Here is a 20,010-nt window from a genome sequence, read left to right on the forward strand (position 1 = left end):
AAATGTGTTATGCTTTAAAACAAGCGTCCCGATTGTGCTGCAAAAGACCGGCCTAAATGTTTATAGGCGGCTTCAGTTACCTCCCGGCCTCTGGATGTCCGCATCATATAGCCTTCCTGGATCAGGAAAGGTTCATATACTTCCTCAATCGTTCCTTCGTCCTCGCCAACGGCGGTAGCGATGGTCTTTAAGCCAACCGGCCCGCCTTTGAACTTGTCTATGATCGTGAGCAGGATCTTGTTATCCATCTCGTCCAGTCCGTGTTCATCCACGTTCAGGGCGGTTAGCGCATATTTGGCAATGGCCGTATCAATGGTACCATTGCCCTTGATCTGTGCAAAATCGCGGGTACGCCTCAGCAGTGCATTGGCAATACGGGGTGTGCCGCGGCTTCTGCGGGCAATCTCATAGGCGCCTTCTTCGGTGATCAGTGTTTTCAGGATCTGTGAAGAGCGCAGCACGATGGTGGTGAGCAGCTTGGCATCGTAGTAGGCCAGGCGCGAGTTGATCCCGAACCTTGCACGCAATGGTGCGGTAAGCAGGCCGGAGCGGGTAGTAGCCCCAACCAGCGTAAAAGGATTTAATGTGATCTGCACGGAACGGGCATTGGGCCCGCTCTCCAGCATAATATCTATTTTAAAATCCTCCATGGCAGAATACAGGTATTCTTCAACCAGGGGACTTAAACGGTGGATTTCATCAATAAAAAGGATATCTCCGGTTTCAAGGTTGGTGAGCAGCCCGGCCAGGTCGCCCGGTTTGTCAAGCACAGGGCCGGAGGTGACTTTGATCCCCACGCCCATTTCATTGGCCACAATATAGGAGAGGGTAGTTTTGCCCAGTCCCGGAGGGCCGTGAAGCAGCACATGGTCTAAAGGCTCGCCACGCAGTTTTGCGGCCTTAACGAAGATCTTCAGGTTTTCCATGATCTTTTCCTGACCGGTAAAATCCTCAAATGCCTGCGGCCGCAACACTTTCTCTATATCCCTTTCACCGGGGCTTAAGCTTTCTGAAGAAGGATCAAGGTTTTCGTTCATGTTGTAAAGTTAAGATAAAAACTTTGCTGCCGGCTGTGCTTCTTTGGTTCCCCTGGCATAATCGTAAAAGCCTTCGCCCGATTTTACGCCATTTTTACCAGCCATTACCATATTTACCAGCAAAGGGCAGGGGGCATATTTGGGATTGCCAAAGCCTTTGTATAAGACATTTAAGATCGCCAGGCAAACATCAAGGCCGATAAAATCAGCCAGCTGCAGTGGGCCCATCGGATGCGCCATGCCTAGTTTCATGACGGTATCGATTTCTTCCACACCGGCAACACCTTCATATAAGCTGAAGATGGCCTCGTTGATCATGGGCATCAGGATGCGGTTGGCCACAAAGCCGGGATAGTCGTTCACTTCAACCGGGGCTTTCCCAAGCTTGCGCGAAAGCTCCATCACCAGTGCTGTAGTTTCATCCGACGTAGCATAACCGCGGATCACCTCTACCAATTTCATTACCGGCACGGGGTTCATAAAATGCATGCCGATCACGTTGCTGCCCCTGCTGGTTACGGCAGCAATTTGGGTAATCGATATCGATGACGTATTGCTGGCAAGTACCGAACCGGCCTTTGCATAAGCATCCAGTTCCCTGAAGATCTTTAGTTTAAGCTCCAGGTTTTCGGTAGCCGCTTCAACCGTGAGGTCTGCTTCGGCAACACCTGTTTTCAGATCCGTGAAGGTAGTGATCCTGCGCAGGGCAGCAGTTTTTTCTTCTTCGGTCAGCGTGCCTTTGGCTACCTGACGGTCAATGTTTTTGCCTATCGTATTTAATCCTTTGTTCAACGCTTCCTGACAAACATCTATCAGGTTTACCTCGTAGCCAAATTGGGCGAAGGTATGGGCAATGCCATTTCCCATCGTTCCGGATCCGATGACTGCTATTTTGTTCATTTTATATTTGGTTTGGTCTTATGGTGCAAGCCTGTTAATTGTCCATACGCCATTTTCGTTTGTATACGTAATCCTGTCGTGCAGCCTGCTCGGGCGTCCCTGCCAGAACTCAATATGAGAGGGCGCCAGGATATAACCTCCCCAGTGCTCGGGGCGGGGTATTTCTTTTTCTGCATAGGCTACCGTCAGTTCCTGTACACGCTCTTCCAGGATTTCACGGTCAGGGATCACCGAACTTTGCGGGGATGCCATGGCGCCGATCTGGCTGCCTGCGGGGCGTGAATGAAAATAGGCCGTAGACTCTTCTTCAGTTACTTTGGAAATTGTTCCCTCAATGCGCACCTGGCGTTCCAGTTCTGCCCAGAAAAATACCATTGCGGCCTGCGGGTTTTCATCCAGCTGCTGCCCTTTTTTACTCGCATAGTTGGTGTAAAAAACAAAGCCTTCGTCAGTAAAGCCCTTGAGCAGTAGAATCCGTGCCGTGGGCTTGCCGGAGCGGTCGGCCGTAGCCAGTGTCATCACATTGGGCTCGTACAGCTGTGCGTCCAGCGCCTCTTTAAACCATTTGCCAAATTGCACAACCGGGTTTTTGTCAACATCCGCCTCTGCAAGCGTTGCAGAACGGTAATCTTGTCTCAAATTTTGAATACTTTCTTTAGTAAGCTCCATTCCACAAAAATAGGTTTTAGTTTTTTTAAAATTATCAGTAATTTTCGGAATGATAAGTCAACTGGCACCTTCAGCAGGGAAACTGCTTATTTCTGAACCTTTTCTGAATGATCCCAATTTTGCGCGGTCTGTGGTTTTACTGACCGAACACAGTGATACAGGGACACTTGGATTTGTGGTGAACCATCCCAGCCTGCTGATGGTTGATGACCTGATCGCCGATATCGGTGCACCAAATTTCCCTGTTTTTTACGGAGGGCCGGTAGCTACCGATACGATCCACTTTATCCACCGCTGTCCGGACAGGATTACCGATGGCGAAGAAATTGCCAAAGGCGTATACTGGGGAGGCAACTTTGAAACGCTGAAAGCGCTGATGGGGCAGGGCGAGGTGACACAGGAAGAAGTGAAATTCTTTGTGGGTTATTCCGGCTGGGGCGAGCAGCAGCTGCAGGGCGAGATCAAAGCAAATACCTGGATCGTATCAGACCAGTACGATCCGGATATGGTGTTTTCTGCTGATGAAGAGCAATTGTGGAAAGACGTGATTATCCATCTAGGCCCTAAGTATGCACACATCAGTAATTTTCCGCAAAATCCCAATCTGAATTAAAATCCATTTGTGTTGCAGGCAGCGCTCTGATAGGGCAGGACTTCCTGTATATTTCATATTATTAGTGAGTTATGCTTTTTACAATATAACTTCACCAGTTTAGGGTATAGGCTAAGGTAGTTATGAACGCTATTTTTATCGGATCTCAAACATATATTCATTTGAATTTGATCCGGAAAAATGAAAAGAACTACTCTACCACTAATTGCATTATTATTTGGATGTGTCGTATTTGGTTTTACGGCCAAAAACCGTCCGGGAATAACGGGGAAAGTCACCCATCCATCTGACGCTGAGCTGGCCAAAAACGAAATTGTGTCGCTGAACAGACAATTTTCTGAAAGTCTTCACAATGCTGACACGGAATCTGCAGCGAAAATTTACACTGTAGATGCGAAACATATGCCACCAAATTCCCCTGCCGTTGAGGGCAGGGAAAGCATTAAACAATTTTATAATCAAAAGATTGATCAAAATGGCCTGGATCTGGTTTTAACTACATTGGCTGTTTGGGGAAACAGCAACATGGTTACCGAGGAAGGTACATATGTGGTTAAAACAATTGAAGGCGTTCAATGGGAAGTTGGTAAGTATTTGTCACTTTGGAAAAAGGAAAATGGAAAATGGAGAATTTTCCGGCAGTGTTACAATTCTGATAGACCAGCAATGTAAATCCCTCAATATACTGAAAATGTACGGTTAATGAATACTGAAATTGTGCTTTTAATGAATACTGAAAATGTGCTGTTAATGAATTAGATAATCAGTTAATGAAGTGCAAAAAATAGGAGTAGCGCTGGTAATGGATTAGATAACCAGTTAAGACAGTTTAGTAAGCCGGTGGGTTAAAGCACCACGCATTCGATACTCGTCAAAAAAATGATACCCTGTATCGATGCCTAGCGTTTTTTTGCGTAGCAAAATAATGCAGCACCGATACAGGGTACCATTTTTTCAGCGCAGCCAGATGATCTCAGAACCCGAGAAAATCTACATCGTCTCCGCCGATGCTTCAACCGCTTTTCTCAAATCATCTTTATACTCCTGCATCTTAACAGCAAGGCCTTCATCAGAAGTAGAAAGGATCTGCACAGCGAGCAATCCGGCATTTTTTGCCGCATTTAACGCTACCGTAGCTACAGGAATGCCATTGGGCATTTGCAGGATAGACAGTATAGAATCCCATCCGTCAATAGAGTTGGAAGATTTTACAGGAACACCAATCACCGGCAGTACCGTAATTGAGGCGACCATGCCCGGTAAATGCGCTGCACCACCAGCACCGGCAATGATCACTTTTAAACCCCTGCCAGCAGCTTCTTTGGCGTAAGTAAACATCCTTTCGGGCGTACGGTGCGCAGAGACAACCGTCATTTCAAATTCTACTCCAAATCCCTTTAAAATATCAGCAGCATCGTTCATGATATGTAAATCAGACTTGCTGCCCATAATTATTCCTACTTTAACGCTCATTAAGATATTACTTTTAGTGTTTCTTTGATATAGTTTGCTTTTTCGATCGCGGCCTCGCGGTTTTGGTCTACGATCGTTACATGGCCCATCTTCCTGAAAGGCTTGGTATATTTCTTACCGTACAAGTGTACATATACACCATCAAGGCCCAGGATTTTTTCCATCCCCTGATAGGTAGCCACACCTTCATGGCCTTTCTCGCCAAGCAGATTGATCATCACGGCATTGCTGATCGAACGGGTATCGCCCAATGGCAAGTTAAAGATAGAACGCAGGTGCTGCCCAAACTGTGATACATAATTGCCCTCGATGGTCTGGTGACCACTGTTGTGCGGCCTTGGTGCCAGCTCGTTCACCAGGATGTCACCATCACGGGTGATAAACATCTCTACGGCCAGCAGCCCGGTTACATTTAAGGCACCGGCAATATTTTTGGCAATAGTTTCTGCCCGCTCCTGGATATGATCAGGATAGGTAGATGGCGAGATCAGGAATTCTACAAGATTAGCTTCGGCATTGAACTCCATCTCTACCATCGGAAAGGTTTTTACGTCCCCGTTAGAGTTCCTTGAAACGATCACGGCAATCTCTTTTTCAAAATCTACGATCTCCTCGATCAGGCAGTGGCTTTCAAAAGCATCATCCAGATCGGCGGCAGAATTAATCCGCATCACGCCTTTGCCGTCATAACCGTCCCTGCGCTGTTTTAGCATATAAGGGAAAGGGATATGGGAATGCAGCATATCTTCCTTGGTATTGGCCAGCTGGAAAGGGGCCGTAGGAATATCGTTTTCTTTGAAGAACTGTTTTTGTACGCCTTTATCCTGGATCAGCCTGATCACGCGGGATTGCGGGAATACCAGTTTGCCCTCTTTTTCGAGCTGCTCCAGTGCTTCAATATTTACTTTTTCGATTTCAATCGTGATCACATCAGCTTTCTTGCCGAACTTATAAACCGTATCGTAGTCGGTAATAGAACCGCATTCAAAGTAATTGGCGATGTGTTTACAGGGAGCGTCGCTATCAGGATCCAGAACCAGCGTAGTCAGGTTGTAATTAATGGTTTCCTGAATTAACATTCTGCCTAATTGTCCCCCGCCTAAAATCCCCAATTTAGAATCACTTATTTGTTTTGCCATATCGATATGAAAAAGTTATGCTTATTTTGCACAAAAATAACAATATAAACGGATTTGATGGATGCAGATGCTATAATAATTGGTGCCGGGGCCTGTGGATTAATGTGTGCGGTGCAGGCCGGATACCTTGGAAAGAAGGTAGTTATCCTCGAAAAAGGGAGTAAAGCAGGTGCCAAAATATTAATATCAGGAGGGGGAAGATGTAATTACACCAATCTGTTTGCCAGTGATGAACAGTTCATTTCGGGAAATAAACATTTTACCAAATCTGCCTTTACGCAGTGGACGGTAGCAGATACTGTTAGTTTTTTTGAAACCTATGGTATCCGCGGAAAAGAAAAAACACTGGGACAGCTGTTCCCCGAAGAGCAGAACGCAAAAGCGATTGTAGACATGTTTACAGGGCTGTGTGACGACTTTGGACAGGAGATCCGCTGTGATGCGGATGTTACTGATGTGATCAGAGGTGAAGATCAGTATACTGTGTTGTATCAGCGGAACGGAAAAGAGTATCGGTTAACAGCACCAAAGATTGTGATCGCCACTGGCGGGCTGCCCATTCCAAAGATGGGGGCAACCGACTTCGCACTGCGTTTTGCGCGGAAGCAGGGGCTGAATATCGTAGAAACTGCACCGGCACTGGTGCCGCTTACGATCACCGGGAAGGATGAGGACTGGTATGCGCAGCTCTCAGGCAATTCCGTGTTTGTGGAGATCAGCAATGAGCGGATCTCCTTTGAAGAGAATATACTTTTTACGCACTGGGGCCTCAGCGGCCCGGCGGTACTGCAGATCTCCTCGTACTGGCGTGCCGGCGAAAGCATCAATATCAACCTGCTGCCGCATGAAGAGATTGCAGATCTGATTGAAGAAGAAAGAACATATAACGGTAAAACCCTGCTCTCTACCTTGCTGAACAGGTATTTTGCAAAGAAGTTTACCGATGCACTGGGCAAATTCCTGCCCCTGGGCAAAACCGTGGCCTCGCTGACAAAATCTGAAATGGAAACAATCCATTCTACGATACATTTGTTTAAGGTAAAACCGGCAGGCGATAAGGGCTACGACAAGGCCGAGGTGATGCGGGGCGGAATAGACACCGCAGAGCTGTCTTCTAAAACCCTGGAATCAAAAAAGCTGCCCGGCATATACTTTGGCGGGGAATGTGTAGATGTGACAGGCTGGCTGGGCGGCTACAACTTCCAGTGGGCCTGGGCCTGTGGTTTTGTCATTGCACAGGGGATATAAAAGATGATGACGGAAACAGAGATCTTAAAGCATTACTGGGGCTTCAGCTCCTTCAGGCCCTTACAGGAAGAGATCATCTCTGCTGTAATGAAAGGGGAGGACACGCTGGCGCTGCTGCCCACCGGCGGAGGGAAATCCCTCTGTTTCCAGGTGCCTGCAATGGCGATGGAAGGGATCTGTATCGTAGTGTCGCCGCTGATCGCGCTGATGAAAGACCAGGTGGAGAACCTGAAAGCGAAAGGGATCAATGCTGTCGCGATTTATGCAGGAATGGGCAAGCGCGAGATCGATATCCTGCTGGACAACTGCATTTACGGGCCCATCAAGTTCCTGTACCTCTCACCGGAGCGGTTACTGAGCGACCTGGTGAGGACGCGTATTTCTTATATGAATGTAAATCTGATTGCCATTGATGAAGCGCATTGTATCTCCCAGTGGGGATATGATTTTCGTCCGCCTTATCTGCAGATCAGCTCACTCCGGGAAATCCATCCGGATGTTCCGTTTATAGCACTCACGGCCACAGCTACGGCTTTCGTAAGGCAGGACATCCAGGATAAACTCGAACTGAAAAATCCTAAGATATTTGTCCAGAGTTTTGCACGTAAAAATTTAAGCTATGTGGTGTTCGACCTGGAGGATAAGTATAAAAAACTGATCGGGATCGCAACCAATGTAAAGGGCAGCGGACTGGTGTATGTCCGCAACCGGCGCGAAACCTCTGAAGTAGCGCTGTTTTTACAGCGGAACAATATTGCCGCCGACTTTTACCACGCGGGGCTGGAAAAGGATGAACGCTCGCGCAAGCAATCAGAATGGAAGCAGAACAAGATCCGTGTGATGGTGGCCACCAATGCTTTTGGAATGGGGATCGACAAACCCGATGTACGTTTTGTGGTACACCTGGACCTGCCGGAAAGCCTCGAAGCCTATTACCAGGAGGCGGGGCGTGCAGGCAGGGACGGCAGGCGTTCCTATGCGGTACTGCTGGCCAACAAGTCTGACCAGGCGGCGCTCAAAGCAAAGTATACCGATAGTTTCCCAAGCGTGGAAGAAATCCGCAAAACTTATCATTATCTGGGCTCGTACTTTCAGCTGGCCTATGGCGCCGGTGCGGGGGTAAGCTTTAGTTTCGACCTCGCGGATTTCTGTAAAAGGTTTAAGCTGGGCGTGATCAAGACCATCGGCGCGCTCAAGTTCCTGGAGCACGACGGATACCTTACGCTGTCAGAAAATATCTTCCTGCCCTCCAGGGTTATGTTTACTGCCGGAAATGAAGATGTGTACCGCTTTCAGATCGAGAATTCAGGCTATGACCCGCTGATCAAAACGATGTTGCGCCTGTACGGGGGTATGTTTGACCACTATGCGCCGGTCACGGAAAGCGATATTGCCAAACGGCTGGGCATTTCTTATAACGATGTGGTGAGGCAGATCACTAACCTGCAGGAGCAGGGACTGCTGTCTTACCTGCCGCAAAGCGACCAGCCCCAACTGCAGTATATCCTGGCAAGGGTAGATCTCCTGCACCTGGATACGGATGTGAAATATATAGAACTGCGCCGTAAGGTGCAGGCAGAGCAGATCAGTGCCGTGCTGGCCTATGGCAGTACGCAGATTTGCCGCAGTATACAGCTGCTGGCCTATTTTGATGAGCCCAACGCAGATAAATGTGGGGAATGTGATGTTTGTTTGGCTGAAAGGAAGGAAGAGGAGCTGGCAGAACTGACGGACAAGGTTGATTTTGAAATCGCTACGCTGCTGCAGGCAGGGCTGCGCAGCCTTGATGAGCTGGTGCAGGAACTGAAAACGGGCTCCGACCAGGAGAAGCTTGGCCGGATACGCGAGCTGCTTGATGCAGGTAAAATTAAAACTGATGGCAAAAACTATTATCTTTGATTGTATGTTCAATTATATATGATGAAAAAACAATTACTCTGCCTGCTCGTCCTGCCTGTGCTTTTTACAGCATGTAAATCCAAATGTGTTGAAGACCTGGGCATTCTTTCTACCCGGGACCTTACGCTTAAACCCTTTGATGAAATTTCCGTGAAGGGGCCGATCAGGCTTGTGATGCGCCAGGACAGCAGTTATAAAGTAAATGTGCAGTCAGACTCTGCGGTAATCGATATGGTTAAGGTTGAAGTCAGCGGACATGAACTGCAGGTAAAGCTGGATGCAAAACAGTATTGTGGTAAGGACTCAATTATTGTAAGTGCGGGGATCGGCGACCTGAAAAAACTGAAAGCAGAGGGTGCCGCACATATCTACACGTCTTCACTGATCAATGTAAACGACCTGGAAATGAATTTATCAGGCGCTACCATGCTGATGCTGCAGATGAATGCCGGAAAGCTGGTTACCAATACTGACGGGGCAGCCAATATTGTCCTGCTGGGGCAGGCCGGTGCGCATGAACTGAAAAGCAAGGGAGCCATTCAGATGACTGCCTTTGATTTTGTAACAGGTATTTCCGACCTGAACGTAGAGGGAGTTGCCAAATTAAAGATCAATGTACTGAACGAACTGAAGATCAACAGCACAGGTTCTGCCGATATCAGTTATAAAGGCAGCCCGAAGAAACTGGACGAGAAGAAAACAGGTACTTATAAACTTGAAAAAGTAAATTAATACTGCAATTCCGCTGCTTACATGGAACCAAAAAATGATAAAAAAGTAATTCGTTCATGGGCATTTTTCGACTGGGCAAACTCGGCTTATAACCTGGTAATTACCTCAACTATATTTCCTGCCTACTATACCATCATCACTTCAGATAAGGATAACAATACGATTGATTATGTGACCTTTATGGGCAAGAAGTTTGTGAACTCTGCCCTGTATAATTATGCCCTTGCCTTTGCTTTTCTGGTAATTGCGCTGTTATCGCCCATCCTGTCTTCGATCGCAGATTCAAGGGGGAACAAAAAACTGTTCATGCAGATCTTTACCTATATCGGTTCGCTGGCCTGCTGCGGCCTCTACTTTTTTGAAATCGAGAACCTGCAGCTAAGTATTGTACTGTTTGTACTGGCCGCTATCGGTTTCTGGGGCAGCCTGGTTTTTTACAATGCCTACCTGCCTGAAATAGCTACGCCAGATATGCAGGACAGTGTAAGCGCCAAAGGTTATGCCTATGGTTATGTGGGCAGTATCATCCTGCAGCTGATCTGTTTTGTATTTGTATTTTTTCCATCCACCTTTGGCTTGTCGGGCGAAGGACAGGCCTCACGACTGTCATTTCTGATGGTGGGGATCTGGTGGGCCTTGTTTGCCCAGATACCCTTCAGGAAGCTGCCTGCCGGGACAGCGGATCTGCAGAAGGCCAGGGCCAGCTGGCTCACCGGCGGCTTTAAGGAACTGCGCAAGGTTTGGGCGCAGCTGAAACATATGCCCTACCTGAAAAGGTTCCTTACGGCTTTCTTCTTCTACTCCATGGGCGTGCAGACGGTCATGCTGGTGGCAACGATCTTTGGTGAAAAACAATTGCACCTGCCCACCTCAAAGCTGATCGCGACGATCCTGCTGCTGCAGATTGTGGCCATCCCCGGGGCAATGCTGATGTCATTTCTCTCCCGCAGGTATTTTGGCAATGTAAAGGTGCTGATCGGGGTGGTGATCATCTGGATCGGCTGCTGTGCGGGCGCTTACTTTGTAACTACTGAAATGCAGTTTTATTATCTTGCGGCCACGGTAGGACTGATTATGGGAGGGATACAGTCGCTCTCCCGTTCCACATACTCCAAGTTTTTGCCACAGGAAAGCCCTGACCATACCTCTTTTTTTAGTTTTTACGATGTAACTGAAAAGGTTGCCCTGGTGATCGGAATGTTTAGTTTTGGCTATATTGAAGAATTTACAGGCAGTATGCAGAATTCACTGATTGCGCTCGCAGCGTTTTTTGTGATTGGCCTGGTATTTTTGCTGCTGCTGCGCAAAGTGGAACCAAAGACTGAGAATCAGACATTTGCCGTATAAAACGAGTACTTTTAACCATTATCGATGATCCTGACAGGATTTATTCAATTCGTTGAATCGTCGGACAAATAAAATTAGACCAATTGATGAAAGTAGAATTATTTATCCCTTGTTTTGTTGATCAGTTATATCCTGAGACAGCATTCAGCACCATCAAACTGCTGGAGAAAGCAGGATGTGAGGTAGATTATAACCCGGGCCAGACCTGCTGCGGGCAGCCGGCCTATAATGCCGGGTACTGGGAACAGGCAAAGGAAACGGGTACTAAATTTCTGAACGATTTCTCCGGCAGCAATTATATCGTTGCTCCTTCTGCCTCTTGTGTAGGCATGGTGAAAAATGGCTTTAACGATTTATTTACCAATTCAAACGTCCACAATAAATGCAGGACCCTGCAGGGCAATATCTTTGAACTGTCGGATTTCCTGATCAATGTACTGAAGAAGGATTATTTTGGTGCCGAGCTGGAAGGTAAAGCGGTATATCACGACTCCTGCAGTGGCCTCCGTGAATGCAAGATCAAGGAAGAACCGAGACAGCTGCTGGACAAGGTCCACGGACTGGAAATGCTGGAAATGAAGGACACCGATATGTGCTGCGGTTTTGGCGGTACCTTTGCAGTGAAGTTTGATGCGATTTCATCGGCCATGGCAGAGCAGAAGGTAAACCATGCGCTGGACCAGGATGCAGATTATATCATTTCAACAGATTTGTCCTGCCTGATGCACCTGCAGGGGTATATCGACCAGAATAACCTATCTTTAAAGACGATGCACCTGGCAGATGTACTGGCTAACGGATGGCTGGAAAGCACTGAATATTAATATTTATTTAACCTTTTTTAACATCTTGCTGTGGTTGCTTTGAATTAATTTTGCATGTTTAACTGATATACAATGAACCGATTTCTTATCGCCTCAATCTGTGTGCTGGGCCTTTCTGCCCAGCTTAAAGCACAACCAAAAAAATCTGGTGCCATTCAATTTGAAAGCACTTTTGACCCGGCGGCCATGGCTGCTGCCAATGGGATCAAACTAAGCGAACAGGCTTTGGCAAGAATGCCGAAAAGCTCGGTCTCCAACTACGAACTGCTGTTTAACTTAACCAATGCCAGCTACATGCCGGTAGAGGAAACGGAAGACAGCAATAACAGCGGCGGACAGGGCGGAGGCTTTCGTTTCGGCGGCTTTGGAGGTACCAATAAAGATTACTATTATCAATTTGCTGAGCATAAACTGTCAGAGGTTTTCGATCTAAACGATTCCACTTTTGTGATGGAAGATAAACTGGGCGACCTCTCCCAGCAGGGATTTGGCATGCAGCAGGCTGCGCCCGTTGTGGAGTTCATCAAAAGTGACGACACAAAGAATATCCTCGGTTTTCCATGTCATAAAGTGACGGTAAAGACTACCATTAAACGCAAGATCATGGAAGAGGAGAAGGTGATTACTGACGAAACAAGCGTTTGGTATACCAATGATCTGGGTTTTGATTTTTCACCGAATCCAGGATTATGGACTGAAGGTGCTGTACTGGCGATCGAAGGAAAGGGCACGCATGTCTATGCTAAAAGCATCGAGTTCCGTAAAGTAAGCGAAAAAGACGTGAGCCTGCCGAAAAAAGTGATCCCCCTCACTCAGGCACAATACCGCGCTAAAATGGAAGCACGGAGAAAACAGTTCCGCGGAAACCGAACGGGCGCCAACGGACAGGTAAGAACAATAACGATTAACTAAGCGAAATGATATAACAGGCCTGCAAAGGCCTTTTTTATTTGCCCTGGTGCTGATCAGGTGATCGTTCAGTTTGGAATTTATACACAATTTTGCGAAGCTTTTTACCGTAATTTTACACTGCATTTTCCTCCAGGATTACCCTCCCTTTTTTATACCCTTTTTCAATCTATTTGCTGGTAGCTAAAACGAGTTACCAACACCTTTAGCAGATCTTTTCAGCTCATGTTTTTTTTAGACAATACTCTTTTTTCGAGTCTGTTGCGAATCGGTTGTACATAAGTATAACTATTTTTTAGCCCCTAGGGGTAAAGAATCCGTCATAATTGGCAGCGTATTTTCCACTGGTGTTGATAACATTTAGAATCATTCCACGGCAGAATTTGCATTTTTGATCTCCGCTAAAATAGGTCGGCATGAGGGCTGATTGAATTAAAAAAGAACCTTCGCAAATGAGCACAAAAAGAATCATCAAATTCGAAAAAGACGATTGCAATCCATGCAATATGGTTTCAGAATACCTGGACAGAAAAGGTGTGGTATATGAAACAATCAATCCGTTTAACCAGCCGGAACTGGCCATGCAGTTCAGGGTGCGTTCTGTTCCAACTGTCATCCTGATGGAGCAGGAGCAGGAACTGCAACGCGTAATTGGTTTTAAACCCGAAGAATTATCTGCCCTGCTGGCAAGTTAGGGATTCAATGACCTGCAGCTGATGACCTGGATTTATTACGACAGTAAAACGGGAAATGTGGAACGCTTTGTAAACCGGCTTAAACTCCACCGCGACTGGAGGATACAGAAGATCGGGGGCACATTTAAGCCAGAGCATGCCGGGCACCTGATTACCTATACCACTGGCTTTGGAGAAGTACCACTTTCCACGCTGCATTTTCTGGAACAGAACAGCAGCATGATCAAATCGGTAACGGCCAGTGGTAACAAAAACTGGGGCCCGAACTACGGGATGGCAGCAACAAAGATCTCAGCACAGTTTCACCTGCCGGTGCTGATGCAGTTTGAGCTTTCGGGCACGATGGCAGACATTCAAAAATTTATAGACAATATAGAGGGCTAATAGATATGGTAACTAAAAAATGGATCTTGCTGAACAACGAGATCATGGTAAAAAACGACGACGAATTCAGCCTTCACAAAGATAAGGAAGCCGTGCGTTCCTATTTTCTTGACTATGTCAACAAAAACACGGTTTTCTTTTACACCCTGAAAGAAAAAATCGACTACCTGATTGAACAGGAATATTATATTGACTTTTACCAGTGGTACACTTTTGAGCAGATGCAGGAAGTGTATGATATGGTTTATGCCAAGAAATTCAGGTTTCAGTCTTTCATGAGCGCATTCAAATTCTTCCAGAGCTATGCGCTCAGGGACGATAGCGGCGAGAAATTCCTGGAACGCTATGAAGACCGCGTAGTTGCGGTTTCGCTGTTCCTGGCCAGGGGCGATGTGAAACAGGCACTGGAATATGCAGAAATGCTGATCAACCAGGAATACCAGCCTGCAACACCTACCTTTTTAAACTCAGGTAAAAAACGTTCGGGTGAACTTGTTTCCTGTTTCCTGGATGAAATCGGTGATAACCTGAACGGTATCGGATACGCGATTGATTCGGCAATGAAACTGTCGTCAATCGGCGGAGGTGTTTCCTTCAACCTGTCGAAAATCCGCGCCAGGGGCGAATCCATCAAAGATGTGGAAGGCCGCGCTGGCGGGGTGCTTCCGATCATGAAGATCCTGGAAGATACTTTCTCTTATGCCAACCAGCTGGGGCAACGTCCGGGAGCAGGAGCGGTGTACCTGAATGTATTCCATACGGATATCGAGGAGTTCCTCGACTGTAAAAAGATCAATGTTGATGAGAAAGTAAGGATCAAATCACTGTCTATCGGTGTGGTAGTTCCTGATAAGTTTATGGAACTGGCCGAAAAGGACGAAGCCTGCTACCTTTTCCATCCGCACACGGTATTAAAACAATACGGCAAATATCTTGATGAAATGGATATGGACGAGATGTACGAAGAGCTCGTGACCAATCCTGCCGTAAAAAAGAAAAAAGTAAATGCACGTCACCTGATGGTGAAGATCGCGCAGACACAAAAAGAAAGCGGTTACCCGTACCTGTTCTTTAAAGGGAATGCCAACAGGGGCCATGCTCTAAAAGATATAGGCAACGTAAAGTTCTCCAATCTCTGCACCGAGATCATGCAGATCTCAGATGTATCTGATATTGAGATTTACGGTACTGAAGATAAAATCCGTTACGGGATTTCCTGCAACCTGGGCTCCCTGAACATTGCTACGGTAATGGACAACAAGAGGATCAAGGAAGCGGTGAAAACAGCGATGCGCTCCCTGACGATCGTTTCTGATATCACCAATATTGCAATGGTGCCATCGGTACAGAAAGCAAACAAGGAGCTGCACAGCGTAGGGCTTGGCGCCATGAACCTGCACGGGTTTCTGGCCAAGAATTTTATCATGTACGAAAGCAAAGAGGCGCTTGATTTCTGTAATGTGTTCTTTATGATGGTCAACTTTTACTCACTGCAAAGCTCTATGGAGATTGCCCGGGAAAGAAAAGAAACCTTTGTAGGTTTTGAATCATCGGAGTATGCCAACGGAAATTACTTTGCGCAGTATATCGCCAAAGATATCGTTCCTGTGAATGATAAAATCGCTGCCCTGTTTGAAGGCGTGGAGATCCCTACAGCGGCCGACTGGGCACAGCTGATGGCTGATGTGAAGGAACATGGTATATTCCATGCCTACAGGCTCGCTATTGCGCCTAACCAGTCTACATCCTATATCATGAACGCTACTGCATCGGTAATGCCAGTGGTGGATGTAATTGAGGTAAGGGAATATGGCGACAGTACTACATACTATCCGATGCCATACCTGGACAATGACAATTACTTCTTCTATAAATCTGCCTATGATATGGACCAGAAGAATGTACTGAGACTGATCTCGGTGATCCAGAAACATGTAGACCAGGGAATTTCTACAATCCTGCACACCAATACGAAGGATACCACGCGTGATATTGCAAAATATTATATTTATGCGCATAAAATGGGATTGAAATCCCTGTATTATACCCGTACCAGGAAAGCCGGTATTGACGAATGTGTGTCCTGTTCAGTGTAAACCTATAATCTAAGAAAAACAAAATGAGCAATTATAAAGCTGTAAACTGGAATACACCCGAAAACGATTATGCAGGCATGTTCTGGGAGCAGAACCTTCGCCAGTTTTGGGTAGATACAGAATATATCCCTTCCAAAGATATTGACATCTGGAAAACGCTGGCACCTGAGATCCAGGAAGCTTATAAAAGGGCGCTGGGCGGGCTAACGCTGCTGGATACCCTGCAAAGCCATACGGGTATGCCCAAACTGCTTGACCATATTGACGGGCTGCAGAATAAAGCGGTATTGTCTTTCATGTGTATGATGGAAGCCATCCATGCCAAGTCGTACTCCACGATTTTTACTACGGTAGCGACTACAGCAGAGATCAATGAGCTTTTTGAATGGGTAGAAAGCAATAAACTGCTGCAGTTTAAGGCGGCTACGATTGATAAATATTACAGAAAGCTGGATGCCGATCAGGTGAGCAACGAGACCCTGTTTATGGGACTGGCAGCTTCAGTACTGCTGGAAACTTTCCTGTTCTACAGCGGGTTCTTTATGCCGCTCTGGTTATCAGGACAGGGACAGATGGTAGCCAGTGCCGATATCATTAAAAAGATCGTTGCTGATGAATCTATCCACGGTGTGTTCGTAGGACTGCTGGCGCAGGATGTTTACAAAAAACTGCCTGACCCTGAGAAGAGCAAAGCCGAACTGGTAGAGCTGCTGACGGAGCTGTACGAAAATGAATTGAAATATACCGATGAGTTATATACAGAAGTTGGGCTTACTGCCGACGTGAAGGAGTACATCCGTTACAATGCAAACAAGGCGATGATGAACCTTGGCTTTGAAGAGATATTTGAGGTGAAAGCAATTAACTCTATCGTATTAAATGGTTTAAATGGTGAAACTACCCAGCATGATTTCTTCTCCAAGAAATCTACCAACTACGAAAAAAGCATGGAGGTGATTTATCTCCGTGATGAGGATTTTGAAATGGATGCAGAACCTGTATTCTAATGATCAGATAAAATGCTGACAGAAGCCCGCCCGATACAAATCAGGCGGGCTTCTTTTTTAGCGCAACGCCTTAGAAATAAGGGCCAAAATACCCGGAACATTATTCGTGTAATTCGTTACATTTGTTTATACACATAATTTAATGCGCTCTGTACTCACTTTTCTTCTTGTCCTGATCTGTTTTGCCTCCAATGGCGAAGTGATCGTGATTGGAAAGAAGTTGCCTTATCAGAGCCTCGGCAAATCTGTTACGTACCTGAAAGACGCAAAGTCCGGCCTGAGCCTGGCGCAGGTAATCCGGGCAGATCAGGATGGCCGGTTCATCCAGTCCGCTGCGGAAGTCCTTAATTTTGGCAATTCCAATGCTGCCTACTGGGTGAAGATCTCTTATGTCAATACTACACAGGATGACGCTTATCTTGTGGTTGATCTTGCAAATATTGAGGTTATCGATTATTACGCTGAAAGCGCTCCCGGTAAATTCCGCAGGGAACATACAGGCAGCATTGCCCCGCTGAACCCTGACGTCGTCACCGGTAACAAGTATATCTTTACTTTACCTGAAAGCGCTTATCCGGGTGGAATAGAGACTGTTTACCTGCGCGTTAAAAGTGAAAATATACTGCTGCTGCCGATCAAGATTGCCCTGTCTGAACAATTGATTGCGGGCATCAATAAGGTAGACAGGTTTGAGGCAATTACCATCGGGATCCTGATGGCGCTCTTCCTGTTCAACGTTTCAGTGTACTTTAAATCCAAAGATCTTACTTACCTGTTTTACAGTATCCGGATTTTGGCGCTGTTCATTTACATGATATTTTACTTCCTCGGCTATGCCTATCTGCTGGGCGGGGAATTCCGTTACCTGCTGAATACGCACCCTCATCTGTTCCTGGGCCTGGGCTCTATCGCAGGAATAGCCTTTTCTTACCGGTTTCTAAACTTAAGGGTCACCCTGCCATGGTCGCTGAAGATCATTTATGCGCTCACCGCGGCCTGGATGGTGCTGATCGTAATTTCGGCCCTGGGCTATAAGAGCGCCGGTTCCAATATTTCGCAGGCCTTATCGCCATTAACGATCATTACCTTATGGGGGCTTGGTTTGGCGGCGTATATCAAAGGGTATAAGCTTGCTTTATACTTTGTGATCTCCTGGTCTTTTGTATGTATCAGTACTACCGCACTGGTGTTCTGCCTGGCAGGCATCCTGCCATATAATGAGAATTTCCTTCATTTTGTGCCGCTGGGCTTTATCTTCGAGCTGTTGTTGCTTTCCCTTGCGCTGGGCGACAGGCTAAAGGAGATGAAACGGGCAAGGCTGCAGGAGCATGCCGCCAAGTTAAAAGTGCAGGAAGAAAACCTGTACCTGATTGGCAGCCAGAATGAGCGGCTTGAAAAAATCGTGGATTCGCGCACGCGGGCACTTAAAAAAATGGTGCAGTCACTGGAAGCAGCTAATGCCGACAAAACCAGGATATTTTCTATCATTGCCCACGACCTGAGGAGCCCTTTCAATAGCCTGATCAGTCTGTTTTCATTAAATGATATGGACCTGCTCACTTTCGACGATGTGAAGATGCTGCTCAATGACAGCAGGAAAAACGTTGACAATATCCATAATACACTAAATAACCTGCTGTACTGGGCTCAAAGCCAGATGAAAGGCATTACTACTGCGCCTTCGCGCTTTAACGTGCGTGTGATGGTAGAAGACCTGATGCTGGTTTACCAACCGCTGATCAGTAAAAAGAACATCAGAATGGAGATTGCGGTTGATGATGATGCCGATGTCTTTGCCGATCTGAACCAGATCAACCTGGTGATCCGGAACCTGCTGGACAATGCGATCAAGTTTACGCCGCTGGGATATTATATCCGGATCAGGATCTGGGGCAGCCAGAACCATGTTTTTATTGATGTATGCAATCCTGTAACCGATCAGCTCAATATCGATCAGTTTATCCGGAAGGAGCACAGCGAACCTTCCTACGGAACGTCCAATGAACGGGGAGTAGGCCTTGGCCTGCATTTGTGCCGCGACTTTGTAGCTAAAAATAAAGGTATCCTCAAAGTGAGCAAGGAAGATGATTGCGTTGTGCTCCGGTTCAATTTGCCTAAGTTCAGGATTGAGTCGTCCCCAGCCGTAGAAGCTGAACTGGCGGAAAAGGCCTAAGATTTCTTTTTGTTGAACAGTCTGCTCAGGTTGGGCTTGATCCCGATAGTGAGCGGAATGGCATTGAAAGGCCTGCCGCCAACATCCCCAAGGCCATGCATATAACTGGTTTCCATGAACAGATTGGCACCGCCGATATTGTATTCTATGCCGGCACCGGGCTCGATGATTCCCATGTGATTGGTCTTGTTGTTTAAAACCGCAATATTAGTGGCTTGGTTTACCGCAAGCCGTGGTGTGAGTATAAATCCGCCGCCACCGTTTACAAATCCGTAGAAGGCCACATTATGGATGATTTTTCTATAGCCAACACCCACCGTTAACAGGTAGGTGGTAGACCTTCCTTTTTCCAGCTGATAGTTAAATTCCTGATCGGTCTGTGCATTGTCGTATCCGAAAACATGGAGGCTGAATTTGGGATAGAGGAAAACTCCGCCATGACCATTTCCCTGTCCAAGCCCGATATTGGCACCGATGGTGGTAGAAAATTTTGGCCTCATAAAATCACTGCTTCCGCCTATCGGAAATGAAAATCCAAAGCCGCTCATCGAATAGAATTTGTCACTGCGGGGCGGAAGATCCTGTGCATTGGATGGTTTTGAAAATGATAGAAGTAGCAGGGTAGTGCATATGAAACGGGAGTGAATTTTCATGGATAGGGTTGTGGTGTAACGTTACAACAACAGGTTAATGTTAATGTTTAAAATTGGGTACGCTCTGATGATTTAAACGATTAATTTGGTTAGATTAGCAAGACTTCATTTCACGTCGAATGACTTAATTTACAAGCAAACAGAATTATATTTGGCCTTTTCAGCCTCCGAATTTAATGTGGCGAACATTTATAATTACCTGTAAATCATTA

19 protein-coding genes are annotated in these 20,010 nt (G+C 46.5%); 13 read left to right on the forward strand and 6 right to left on the reverse strand.

The features are described from left to right. Positions 1–14: 14 nt before the first annotated feature. Genes ruvB through pdxH form a run of 3 tightly spaced genes read right to left on the reverse strand, consistent with a single transcriptional unit; the run spans position 15 to position 2,606 of the window. Entirely contained in the window at positions 15–1,037 is a 1,023-nt protein-coding gene (ruvB, locus tag FN831_RS09270) for a Holliday junction branch migration DNA helicase RuvB (protein WP_142527945.1), read from the reverse strand. A gap of 9 nt (positions 1,038–1,046) precedes the next feature. Then, positions 1,047–1,937, reverse strand: a complete 891-nt coding sequence (locus FN831_RS09275) for a 3-hydroxybutyryl-CoA dehydrogenase (protein WP_142527946.1) — start codon at positions 1,935–1,937, stop codon at positions 1,047–1,049. Positions 1,938–1,955: 18 nt separating this feature from the next. After that, entirely contained in the window at positions 1,956–2,606 is a 651-nt protein-coding gene (pdxH, locus tag FN831_RS09280) for a pyridoxamine 5'-phosphate oxidase (RefSeq protein ID WP_142527947.1), read from the reverse strand. 49 nt (positions 2,607–2,655) lie between these two features. On the opposite strand from pdxH, the gene FN831_RS09285 reads away from it, so the two are divergent. Both FN831_RS09285 and FN831_RS09290 read left to right on the forward strand, forming a co-directional pair. After that, positions 2,656–3,219, forward strand: coding sequence for a YqgE/AlgH family protein (locus tag FN831_RS09285; protein WP_142527948.1), 564 nt, complete (start codon positions 2,656–2,658; stop codon positions 3,217–3,219). A gap of 180 nt (positions 3,220–3,399) precedes the next feature. Further along, entirely contained in the window at positions 3,400–3,891 is a 492-nt protein-coding gene (locus FN831_RS09290; protein WP_142527949.1) for a YybH family protein, read from the forward strand. Between the two features lie 318 nt (positions 3,892–4,209). Here the strand turns inward: FN831_RS09290 and purE are convergent, their stop codons facing one another. Continuing rightward, positions 4,210–4,692: a 5-(carboxyamino)imidazole ribonucleotide mutase gene (gene purE, locus FN831_RS09295; RefSeq protein ID WP_142527950.1), complete on the reverse strand. Its 483-nt coding sequence runs from the start codon at positions 4,690–4,692 to the stop codon at positions 4,210–4,212. Then, entirely contained in the window at positions 4,692–5,831 is a 1,140-nt protein-coding gene (locus FN831_RS09300) for a 5-(carboxyamino)imidazole ribonucleotide synthase (RefSeq protein WP_142527951.1), read from the reverse strand. Before FN831_RS09300 ends, purE begins: the two co-directional genes overlap by 1 nt. Positions 5,832–5,888: 57 nt before the next feature. On the opposite strand from FN831_RS09300, the gene FN831_RS09305 reads away from it, so the two are divergent. From FN831_RS09305 to FN831_RS09355, 11 genes are all read left to right on the forward strand, one after another. Then, positions 5,889–7,079: a BaiN/RdsA family NAD(P)/FAD-dependent oxidoreductase gene (locus FN831_RS09305; RefSeq protein ID WP_142527952.1), complete on the forward strand. Its 1,191-nt coding sequence runs from the start codon at positions 5,889–5,891 to the stop codon at positions 7,077–7,079. Positions 7,080–7,085: 6 nt separating this feature from the next. Further along, a complete protein-coding gene (locus FN831_RS09310; RefSeq protein WP_142528143.1) occupies positions 7,086–8,978 on the forward strand; it encodes a RecQ family ATP-dependent DNA helicase in 1,893 nt (630 codons plus the stop codon). 21 nt (positions 8,979–8,999) lie between these two features. Then, positions 9,000–9,710, forward strand: a complete 711-nt coding sequence (locus FN831_RS09315; protein WP_246101439.1) for a head GIN domain-containing protein — start codon at positions 9,000–9,002, stop codon at positions 9,708–9,710. A gap of 21 nt (positions 9,711–9,731) precedes the next feature. Continuing rightward, positions 9,732–11,057, forward strand: coding sequence for an MFS transporter (locus FN831_RS09320; protein WP_142527954.1), 1,326 nt, complete (start codon positions 9,732–9,734; stop codon positions 11,055–11,057). An 86-nt stretch (positions 11,058–11,143) separates the two neighbouring features. Further along, a complete protein-coding gene (locus FN831_RS09325) occupies positions 11,144–11,881 on the forward strand; it encodes a (Fe-S)-binding protein (RefSeq protein WP_142527955.1) in 738 nt (245 codons plus the stop codon). 72 nt (positions 11,882–11,953) lie between these two features. Continuing rightward, positions 11,954–12,793, forward strand: coding sequence for a hypothetical protein (locus FN831_RS09330; RefSeq protein WP_142527956.1), 840 nt, complete (start codon positions 11,954–11,956; stop codon positions 12,791–12,793). 449 nt (positions 12,794–13,242) lie between these two features. Continuing rightward, positions 13,243–13,485 carry a thioredoxin family protein gene (locus FN831_RS09335; protein ID WP_142527957.1) on the forward strand — a complete coding sequence of 81 codons (243 nt, stop codon included), beginning with the start codon at positions 13,243–13,245 and terminating at the stop codon, positions 13,483–13,485. Between the two features lie 21 nt (positions 13,486–13,506). After that, positions 13,507–13,869 carry a class Ib ribonucleoside-diphosphate reductase assembly flavoprotein NrdI gene (gene nrdI, locus FN831_RS09340; protein WP_142527958.1) on the forward strand — a complete coding sequence of 121 codons (363 nt, stop codon included), beginning with the start codon at positions 13,507–13,509 and terminating at the stop codon, positions 13,867–13,869. A gap of 5 nt (positions 13,870–13,874) precedes the next feature. Continuing rightward, positions 13,875–15,965 (forward strand): class 1b ribonucleoside-diphosphate reductase subunit alpha, encoded by a 2,091-nt coding sequence (gene nrdE, locus FN831_RS09345; protein WP_142527959.1) that lies wholly within the window; start codon positions 13,875–13,877, stop codon positions 15,963–15,965. A 23-nt stretch (positions 15,966–15,988) separates the two neighbouring features. Next, positions 15,989–16,972 carry a class 1b ribonucleoside-diphosphate reductase subunit beta gene (gene nrdF / locus FN831_RS09350; protein WP_142527960.1) on the forward strand — a complete coding sequence of 328 codons (984 nt, stop codon included), beginning with the start codon at positions 15,989–15,991 and terminating at the stop codon, positions 16,970–16,972. 142 nt (positions 16,973–17,114) lie between these two features. Next, the gene (locus tag FN831_RS09355; RefSeq protein ID WP_142527961.1) at positions 17,115–19,145 is read left to right on the forward strand and encodes a sensor histidine kinase; all 2,031 of its coding nucleotides are present in this window, start codon (positions 17,115–17,117) and stop codon (positions 19,143–19,145) included. On the opposite strand, the gene FN831_RS09360 is transcribed toward FN831_RS09355, so the two are convergent. After that, positions 19,142–19,798 carry a hypothetical protein gene (locus tag FN831_RS09360; protein ID WP_142527962.1) on the reverse strand — a complete coding sequence of 219 codons (657 nt, stop codon included), beginning with the start codon at positions 19,796–19,798 and terminating at the stop codon, positions 19,142–19,144. The two genes, FN831_RS09355 and FN831_RS09360, sit on opposite strands and share 4 nt — an antisense overlap. Positions 19,799–20,010 lie beyond the last annotated feature (212 nt).

Origin of the sequence: Pedobacter westerhofensis, from assembly GCF_900182595.1 — a bacterium.
Lineage (GTDB): Bacteria > Bacteroidota > Bacteroidia > Sphingobacteriales > Sphingobacteriaceae > Pedobacter > Pedobacter westerhofensis.